General features: G+C 70.8%; 7 protein-coding genes. 2 read left to right on the forward strand and 5 right to left on the reverse strand.

Annotation, left to right across the window (positions count from 1 at the left end):
- Nucleotides 1-117: 117 nt before the first annotated feature.
- Both DN771_RS29755 and DN771_RS22175 read left to right on the forward strand, forming a co-directional pair.
- On the forward strand, nucleotides 118-699 hold the full coding sequence (locus tag DN771_RS29755) for a class I SAM-dependent methyltransferase (RefSeq protein ID WP_162942271.1): 582 nt from the start codon (nucleotides 118-120) through the stop codon (nucleotides 697-699).
- 110 nt (nucleotides 700-809) lie between these two features.
- Nucleotides 810-1958, forward strand: a complete 1149-nt coding sequence (locus DN771_RS22175; protein ID WP_116999749.1) for an epoxide hydrolase family protein — start codon at nucleotides 810-812, stop codon at nucleotides 1956-1958.
- 21 nt (nucleotides 1959-1979) lie between these two features.
- On the opposite strand, the gene surE is transcribed toward DN771_RS22175, so the two are convergent.
- The 5 genes from surE to DN771_RS22200 form a co-directional block, all read right to left on the reverse strand.
- Complete coding sequence (gene surE, locus DN771_RS22180; RefSeq protein ID WP_116999750.1) at nucleotides 1980-2972, reverse strand: 5'/3'-nucleotidase SurE; 993 nt, start codon at nucleotides 2970-2972, stop codon at nucleotides 1980-1982.
- A gap of 108 nt (nucleotides 2973-3080) precedes the next feature.
- On the reverse strand, nucleotides 3081-4034 hold the full coding sequence (locus DN771_RS22185; RefSeq protein WP_162942272.1) for a hypothetical protein: 954 nt from the start codon (nucleotides 4032-4034) through the stop codon (nucleotides 3081-3083).
- A gap of 150 nt (nucleotides 4035-4184) precedes the next feature.
- On the reverse strand, nucleotides 4185-6590 hold the full coding sequence (locus DN771_RS22190) for a putative bifunctional diguanylate cyclase/phosphodiesterase (RefSeq protein ID WP_116999752.1): 2406 nt from the start codon (nucleotides 6588-6590) through the stop codon (nucleotides 4185-4187).
- 18 nt (nucleotides 6591-6608) lie between these two features.
- Nucleotides 6609-8057 carry a CCA tRNA nucleotidyltransferase gene (locus DN771_RS22195; protein ID WP_116999759.1) on the reverse strand — a complete coding sequence of 483 codons (1449 nt, stop codon included), beginning with the start codon at nucleotides 8055-8057 and terminating at the stop codon, nucleotides 6609-6611.
- Nucleotides 8058-8504: 447 nt separating this feature from the next.
- Complete coding sequence (locus DN771_RS22200) at nucleotides 8505-9158, reverse strand: YcaO-like family protein (RefSeq protein ID WP_116999753.1); 654 nt, start codon at nucleotides 9156-9158, stop codon at nucleotides 8505-8507.
- Between the last annotated feature and the right edge of the window lie 347 nt (nucleotides 9159-9505).

The following is a 9505-nucleotide window of genomic DNA, read 5'->3' on the forward strand; positions in this document are numbered from 1 at the left end:
GGGCCATCGGGCCAATCAGCGGGTATACCTATCCGGGCGTTCCGCGCAGACCACACTGTGTTCGTGACGAGCGCGGCGACGTATCGGATAGCAAGCCGGGATATGACTGGGCAGACGATGACGGATCAGGTGAACTACGGGGACGGCATCCCCAGTGACGGTGAGCTCGGACTCATCGGCGACGTTTCGTCCGGTCGCCGCGTCATCGAGCTGGGCATCGCCGGCAACAACTCGATCGCCCTCGCCCGGCTGGGCGCCAAGGCGATCGCCGTCGACTCCGACCCGGCCCGGATCGGTGACCTCCGCCAGGCAGCCATCGCCGCCGAGGTGTCGGTCGAGTGCCACCAGGGCGATCTCGGCGATCTCGGATTCGCACCGAGCGGCACCATCGACGTCGTGGTCTCGGTCCACACGCTCGACCTGGTCGACGACCTCGGCCGCATCCTGCGGCAGGTTCACCGGGTGCTCAAGCCGGGTGCCCCGTTCATCCTCGTGCTCGACCACCCGTTCGCGTCGGTCGGCGTGGACGAACACGGATCGGTGCGCCGCTACGGCGAGCTGCGCCGCACGATCGGCGACCTGCTGGCGGCGCTCGACCGCTCGAACTTCCGGGTCGAGGTGTTCCACGAGCTCGGCGTCGACGGCGAGTCGGCTGTGCCCACCACGCTCGTGCTCAAGGTCCGCAAGCTCGGATCCTGACCGCCTGACAGCGGGCGCCGAAGGGCGCGGCGCGTGCCCGAAACCCACGCGGCCTTCGGCTGTCCCGTCCGATTCTCATCGGTGGCAGCCGCGTCGGTGAGACTGGGTCGATGCACGTCGAGCCATTCGTCGCCACGCTCCCCGATGACGCCGTCGCCGACCTCCGCGATCGCCTCGCCCGCACCCGATGGCCCGAGGCCGAGACGACCGACGGCTCGTGGGACCAGGGCGCGCCGCTCGAGTACGTGCGCGACCTGTGCCGTTGGTGGGCCGAGGAGTACGACTTCGGCTTCGTCGACCGGCTCAACACCTTCGAGCAGTTGCGCACGACGCTCGCCGGTGGCGGCGACGAACCGCTCTCCATCCATGCGATCCATGTCCGGTCGCCCGAGCCCGACGCCGTCCCCCTGCTGCTGACCCACGGCTGGCCGGGATCGGTCCTGGAGTTCCTCGACGTCATCGGCCCCCTCGCCGACCCGCGTGCTCACGGCGGCGACCCCGGCGACGCGTTCCACGTCGTGTGCCCAGCCCTTCCGGGTTACGGGTTCAGCGACAAGCCGACGCGTCCCGGGTGGGGCGTTCCGCGCATCGCCGCAGCCTGGCACGAGCTGATGATCGGACTCGGCTACGACCGCTACGGCGCCCAGGGCGGTGACTGGGGCGCGGCGGTGACCACGTCGATCGCTCGCCAGTTCCCGGACCCGTTGGTGGGCATCCACGTGAACCTGGCCTCGGCCGGCCCCGACCCGGCGACGACGGACGACCTCACGCCATCGGAACAGGCGGCGCTCGCCGACCTCGCCGAGCACGCCAAGAACGGCACGGGGTATTCCAAACAGCAGTCCACCCGTCCCCAGACGTTGGGGTACGGGCTGACCGACTCCCCCGCCGGCCAGGCGGCATGGGTCGCCGAGAAGTTCTGGGCGTGGACGGACAACGACGGGCATCCAGAGGACGCCCTCACCCGCCAGCAGATCCTCGACGACATCTCGATGTACTGGTTCACGGCCAGCGCGGCGTCGTCGGCGCGGCTCTACTGGGAAAGCTTCGGCGACCGCGATCAGACGCCGATCACCGTGCCGTCGGGCGTGACGATCTTCCCCCGCGAGATCATCCGCCCGTCACGTCGCTGGACGGAGCGGGTGTTCACCGATCTGCGTTGGTACGAGGAGATGACCCGCGGTGGCCACTTCGCCGCGCTCGAAGAGCCCGACCTCTTCGTCGATCAGGTCCGCTCGTTCTTCCGGCTCGTGCGGTGAACGGCGGCCGTCCTCAGGCGGTCACGGGGCGAGCGACTCGACGACGGCCTCCGCGCGGGTGGTGTCGATGTCGACACCGACGGTGCGATCGACCACGATCGGGCTGACCGACACAGCCCCGTTCTGGAGGGCGAAGTCGTCGCTGCCCTCGGCCGGGAACCCGCAGGCGTCGTACGAGCACTCGCCGTAGGACGTGGCGAAGACGTCGCCGTCGCGCTCGTAGAGCGTGCCGCCCCAGGTCACGTCGCTCAGCGCGGTCCACTCCACGCCGGTGGGTGCGCCGTTCTCCGGGTCGGGAAAGTTGACGCTGAGCACGTACCCGTCCGGGAGGGCGTCGGCGGCGATCAGTGCTGCGACGAGCCCGGCCGCCCAGTCACCGTTGTCGGCCAGCGACTCCGGCGTCGGGTCGCCCTTGGCGCTCAAGGCGATCGTCGGCGCGCCGTAGATGTCGGCCCACGTGGCGGCGCCGATCGTGCCCGACAGCGGCACGTTGAGGCCTTCGTTGCCGCCGTCGTTGATGCCGACGAGCACCACGTCGGGCCCGCCATCCCAACCGAGTTCGGGCACGACGGCGTGCAAACCCAGCGCGACGGCGTCGCTCGGCGTGGCCGATTCGCTGTCGGCGACGCACGCCGTGTCCGACAGGCACACGCCGTAGAACGTCCCGCCGCTCGGGGCGTCGGCGCAGGCATCGGTCGCGCCGTCGGGGGTGGCGACGGCGAACGTGGCGCCGAACGTGATGCTGGCCGACGTGCCCGATTGCTGCGACCACGGCGCCACGGTCACCACGTCGGCGCCGGCGGCACAGAGGCGCTCACGCAGGGCTGCGAGTCCGGCGCCCTCGGCCTGGACCCCGTCGTCGTTCGTCAGCAGGATCTCGACGCCGCTGAGATCGGCGGGCGCGCTCGAATCCGGCGGTGCACTCGCCGACACTCCGGCCGCCAGCGCGGCCGACGCGGCGATGGTGGCGACGGTGGCTGCTGCGAGTCGCAGCGGCCCTCGGTGCTCGGTCATCGGTTCTCCTCCAGGCGGTCGTCGCCCTCGACCGTAGGTGGCGGAGCGACGACCGACCGTGAAAGGCCGTTCGGAACGTTGGTCAGCGGCGGAGTCGGGGCGGCCGGATCAGCCGCCGGCGGGCGGTCCCGTGGGAACCGGGATCGGGGGCACCGTGACGAGCGGCGCCGTCGGCGGGGCGACGGTGGCCGGCGCAACCGTGACGGGCGCGACGGTGGCCGGCGGCGCCGTGGCCGCGGTGACCGGTGCCGACGTCGGCGGCGGGACGGTCTCGGTGGGCAGGCCGATGCCGGGAACGACGTTGAACGTGCCGAGGATGTGATTGACGAAGACCTCGTCCTCGGGCGTGACGGTCTGGGCGTACAACAGGATCGTCATGTCCATCGTCGCCGGGCTGGCCGTCAGGACGAAGTTCCGCGTGTTGCCGCCGTCGCAGTAGTTCCAGGTGTGGAGCGTCCCGGTGAACACGCCGTCGGAGTACGGGATCTCACCGCCGTCGGTGCACGCCTGCGGGATGAAGTCGAAGCGCTCGGCGGCCACCGGACGGAGGTCGGGCGAGTACGGGTACGCCTCGAGGATCACGCCGGCCGTGCCGAACGTGGTCTTGAAGCCCTCGAGATCGGTCGACGCCCAGATGCCGGGACGGAGCGTCCCGTCGCTGGCGATGACCCGGCGATCGTCGATGTCGGACCAGCTCGCCGGCAGTTCGACGGTGAGGAGTCCGGTCACATCGGTGGCCGGGACATAGCCGGTCGACGCGACGGTGGGCGCGACCACCGGCGTGGTGGGCACCACGGGCACGGTGGGCACCACCGGCGCGGTCGGCACCACCGGCGCCGTGGGGGCGACCACCGGGGTGGTCGCCGGCGCGGTGGGCGCGGGTGGGGTCGTGCCGGGCAACGGGGGAAGGGCGGGCAGGGCGGTGGTGGGTGGCGCCGCCGCCGCATCCCCGGGTGCGCTGCTGTCGACCGCCGCCCGGTCGGCGAACCCGACAGACGAGGCGCCGACCAATCCGATCAGCGGGATCGCGAAGGCGACTCCCAGTCGATGTGTCCGAGTCATCTCCACTCCTGTCCTCGAATGCTCGTTCAGCCGAACCCCTGCCGCCGATTCGCGCTCCGGGGAACTGGCCGATTCGACGTGGCCGGGACCGTATCGGTTCCCGCCGACCCGCCGCGACCGAACACAGCCTGCGACGACCCGCAGGGTGTCCTACGAGGACGTCGTGCGTTCCGATTCGACGATGTTCGCCGGGCGCGGACGACCGAACAGGTACCCCTGGCCCCGGTCACACCCGAGGGCCCGCAGGCGAGAGAGCTGCAGGGGCGTCTCCAGCCCTTCGGCGATCACCCCGATCCCGAACGAGTGGCCGAGGTTGATCACGGCCTCGACGATCGTCGTGTCCTCGGTGTCGAGGCCGAGACCGGCGACGAAGCTGCGGTCGATCTTGATCGCCTCGACCGGGAAGCGCTTGAGATACGTCAGCGACGAGTAGCCGGTGCCGAAGTCGTCGACGGCCAGGTGGAGGCCGAGGCTGCGCAGGTTGCGGAGGGCGACGGTGGACGCCTTGACGTCCGCGAGCAGGGCCGTCTCGGTGATCTCGAGCCAGAGCGAGTCGGCCGGGATGCCCGTCTCGGCCAGGACGTCGGAGACCATCCGGGCGAACGCCGGGTCGACCACCTGACGGGTCCCGACGTTGACGGAGAGGTAGGCATCGGCGAACGGGAGCTCACGGGCCCGCCACCCGGCGAGCTGGGCGAGCCCGTCGCGCAACACCAGTTCGCCGATGGCACCGACCAGTCCGGTCTCTTCGGCGAGGGGCAGGAACTTGTCGGGCGTGAGGAGTCCACGTTCGGGGTGGAGCCAGCGGGCGAGCACCTCGAACCCGATGACGTGCCCCGTGGTGAGGTCGACGATCGGCTGGTAGTACGGCACGATCTCGCCGCGTTCGAGCCCCCGCCGCAACTGCGTCGCCGTCCGCAGGGCGAGCGCCGTCGACTCGTGGGCGCCGGGCGAATAGGCCTCCACGCAGTCACGACCCCGGGCCTTGGCGCGATACATCGCGGCGTCGGCGTCCCGGAGCAGATCGGCCGCCGTCGTTCCCTCGACGTGGTTGACCGAGTAGCCGATGCTGGCCGTGACGAACAGCTCCGTCCCGTCGACGTCGACCGCCTCGCGGATCGTCGCCCGCAAGCGCTCGGCGACGGCGCCCGGCCGGAACGGGTGCACCCGACCGTCGTCGGACGGCGGCGGAGCGGTGAGCACGACGATGAACTCGTCGCCGCCGAACCGGCCGAGCAGCGTCCGCGAGCCCGGTGACGCCGGCGCCCCGCCGGATCCCGGACGGTCGCCCGCATCGCCGGCATCGGTGTCGGGGCCGACCGCCGCGCTGAGGCGCCGGGCCATCGCCGCCAGCAGGTGATCGCCGATCCCGTGGCCGAGGCTGTCGTTCACCGTCTTGAAGTTGTCGAGGTCGATGAACAGCAGGGCGACGGATCCCGGCGTCGTGGCGGCCATCAGCGCGTCGACCTGCTCGAGCAGCTCGGTGCGGTTCGGCAGCCCGGTCAAGTCGTCGTGGGTGGCCGCCCAGCGCAGCTGGTCCGCCGTGCGGAGCTGCTCGGTGACGTCTTCGATGTGGGTGATGGCGAGGGGCACGCCGGTGCCGTCCTGCAGCTCGTCGAGCTGATCGTCCACCGTGACGGCCACCCGGGTGCGGGCCCAGATGTACTCCCCGTCGCTGCGCCGGTACCGCTGGTCGAGCAGATAGGTGTCGACGATGCCGAGCTCCAGCCGGGCGCGGTACGCCGCGGCAGCCTTCAGGTCGTCGGGGTGGGTGATGTCGCGGATGCTGCGTCCGACGAGGTCCTCGATCGGGCGCTGCAGCATGTCGGCGAGCGAACGGTTGGCGTCGACGATGGCCGAGTTGTCGAGCCGCACCAGGGCCATCCCGGTGGGCGCCGAGTGGAAGGCCTGCTGGAAGCGGCGCCGGGCGAGCTCGAGTGCGCGAACCCGCTCCTCTCGCTCGCTCACGTCGCGCAAGCGGACGATGGCCCCCCGCTCACTGCTGCGGGGCAGGTCGTGGCTCACCTCGACCGTGATCGGCGCCGCATCGCCCCGGGGCAGGCGCAGGGTGAGCGGCTCGACAGGACCCGACCGGCCGTCGGCGAGCCAGCCGATCAGCAGGTCGCGGTCCCCGGGGGCGAACAACCGCAGCAGCGGACCGCCGGCGAACTCGGCGATGGGACGGCCGGCCAGCTCGGCGGCCTTGGTGTTGGCGCCGCGCACCAAGCCGTCCTCGTCGATCGACAGCACCGCCTCGGGCAGATCGTCGAGCAGGAGTCGCAGTTCGGCCTCCGTGTCGATCAGGCGGTCGATGGTCCGGTGGAGGTGCCGGGCGATGCGCCGCGACTCCATCCAGGTGGCGGCGACGGCGACGAGCGCCAACCCGGCGGCGACACCGAGCACCACGACGGTGGTACGCGATCGGCTCTCACCGGCCCGGATGACCACGACCACGGTCGCCAGCAGGAGACCGGCGGCGACGACGACCGACACGACCCACCGCCACGTCGCGGCTCGGCGGCGGATCGAGACGCCGTCGGTCAGATCGTCACGCACACGATCGAACGTAGACGTTCACGGCGTGGAGGACGCGTACCACTCGCGGAGACGTCGTTCGATCTGCTCCTCGCCGAGTAGGCCCTCGTCGAGCCGGACGTCGAGGAGGTGGGCGAGGGCCTTGCCGACCAGCGGGCCGGGTGGGATCCCGAGGATGCGCATCACGGCGGCACCGTCCAGCTCCGGCCGGATCGCCGCCAGCTCCTCCTCGGCGGCGAGCACGGCGATCCGTTCCTCCAACTCGTCCATGCGCCGGGCGAGGACCGCGGCCTTGCGCGGGTCTCGCGTGGTGCAGTCACAGCGGGTGAGGACGTTCAGTTCGACGAGGAGGTCGCCGGCGTCCCGCACGTACCGACGTACCGCCGAGTCGCTCCATCCCATCTTGTAGGTGTGGAAGCGCAGGTGCAGGGCGACCAGCTCGGTGACGGCGTTCACATCGGCGGTGGAGTACCGCAAGGCCTCCATGCGCTTGCGTGTCATGCGGGCCCCGACGACGTCGTGATGGTGGAAGGTCGTCCCCTTGCCCTTCTGGTAGCCGCGCGTGCGGGGCTTTCCCACGTCGTGGAACAGGGCAGCCAGGCGGGTGCGCCGGAAGTCGAAGTCGGGAGCGGCGTCGGGGCGGACGTTCTCGACGACGGCGATCGTGTGGGACAGGACGTCCTTGTGCCGGTGGAGCGGGTCGTGTTCGAGCCGCAGTCCCGGCAACTCGGGCAGGAAGTGATCGGCCAATGACGTATCGACGCAGAACCAGAGACCCGCGGCGGGATGATCGAGCACCATCAGCTTGTCGAACTCGTCGCGGATCCGCTCGGCCGACACGATCGACAGCCGGTGCCCACGCTCGACCACCGCGGCGACGACCTCGGGGACCGGCTCGAGCTCGAAGCGGGCCACGAACCGAGCGGCACGCAGCATTCGCAACGGATCGTCGTCGAAGCTGATCTCCGGCGACAGGGGCGTGCGCAGCGCCCCGGCGACGAGGTCGGCGGCGCCGTTGAACGGGTCGACCAGCACAGGGCCGGCCTCGGCACCCGCGACGATCTCGAGGGCCATCGCGTTGATGGTGAAGTCGCGGCGGCTCAGGTCGATCTCGATGTCGTCGGCGAAGGTCACCTCGGGCTTGCGGGAGTCCTGGACGTAGATCTCGGCGCGGAACGTGGTGATCTCGTACTCGCGGAACTCGGGCCAATCCGGCGGGTCGTTTTCGCGCCGGCGGCGGCGGGCCCCGATGGTGCCGAAGCGCTCGCCCTGGGTCCACACGGAGTCCGCCCAGCCGGCGAGCACGGCTTTGATCTCGTCGGGACGAGCGTCGGTGGTGAGGTCGAAGTCGAACCCGTCGTCGACCGAGCCGGTCAGCAGGTCACGAACGGCGCCGCCCACGAGGTACAGGCGGTGGCCCCGGGCGTGAAACCGCTCGGCGATCGGGCCCAGTTCGCTCAAGATGCTGGCGAATCGCTCCGGAACCACGTCGGACGAGGCTACCGACAGGTTGGTCGCCCTCTCCCGGGGCGCGGGCACGCCGGACGTGGTGACGCGTCGATGCGAGATGCCACGTCCCACATCGAGGACCGGTCGGTGGGACGCTTTCCCGGGCGGGACGGGCGCTCGGAGCGTCCCACGGGCACTACGGGCCCGTGGGACGCTTCGGTGCGTACGGGACGCATCACGTCATGTGGTACGTTCTTGCCCGAAAACGACGATTCGCCCGCACGAGGCGGGCGAATCGGACACGTTTGTCCCCGGCGGCGGATCCGGGAACAAACAGTTACCTACCAGCGGTTGCGGACGGCTGGATTGGCGGGTGGCGGCGGTGGTTCTGGGTATTGACCTCAGATCCTGTTGCCGTGAGGCGCGGCGGACACCTCATGACGCCGGAGAAGTCTTGAACACCCTTCACCGCCGCCGCCACGTGAATCAGTCAACAGCGGGTGCGTACCACGCGCGTCCCGACCCGTTGCTCGCCACGAGCTGGACGGTGCAACGGACGATCCCGGCCCTGCGTAGCAGGGGTGTGTCGAGGTCGACGGCCACGATGCCGAGCGCTCGGACGGCCAGCATGTCCGCCATCTGGGACAGCTCGGCGGCCAAATGGGGGTTCCCGTCGTCGCCGTAGAGGGCTCGGCGCACCGCACCGTCCCACGTGGCGCCGGCGCCCCACCGGACGAAGTCGTCGCCCATGACGACAACCGTCGGCACGTCGTGGGCGAGGCGTCCGTCGAGCACGACGACATCGGACGGCACGGGCTCGGTGACGGCGATGGCCGGCGGCAGGTCGTCCCCGCGCTCGAAGGCCTTCACCGCCTCCCAGCCCAGTCGATCGGAGAGACCGGCGACGAGCGCCCGTTCCCGGCTCGTCGCCGTCGCCAGGCCGATGGCGCGAGGGTGCTCAGGCTGTCCCGGACCGTCGACGTCGAGCCACACCGCGGCGGCCGGGATCCACCAGGTGTGCCCCGCAGGGTCCTGGGCCGTGACGAGGAGGTCGTTGCGGACGTACAGTCGCTCGAGGAGACCACCCGGGGAGATGGTGTCCAGCTCGCGCAAGGCGACCACCGGGCCGCTGCGCAGCATCGTCGTCGGGACGGCACTGGGGGAAGGAGGAGAGGACGACCGTGAGCCCGTTGCCGGGACATGGGGACGCTCAAGCGGCGCAATGGTCGAGGTGATGCTCATGGTGAGAACTACTGTGGGCGACGGCAGTAACGGAGCCGTGTCATCCCGTCCCGCGCACATGGTGGGACGCTGGTAGGACGCGCCCTTGGTTGAGTGCATGTCATGACTCGCTCCACTGTTTCGCTCACCCATCGCGGCGGCCCTCGCGGCACCGGACTGTGATCCCGATGACCACCCCCCATCGCGGCGGCCCTCGCGGCACCGGACTGTGATCCCGATGACCACCCCCCATCGCGGCGGCCCTC

The organism is Desertimonas flava (assembly GCF_003426815.1).
GTDB lineage: Bacteria > Actinomycetota > Acidimicrobiia > Acidimicrobiales > Ilumatobacteraceae > Desertimonas > Desertimonas flava.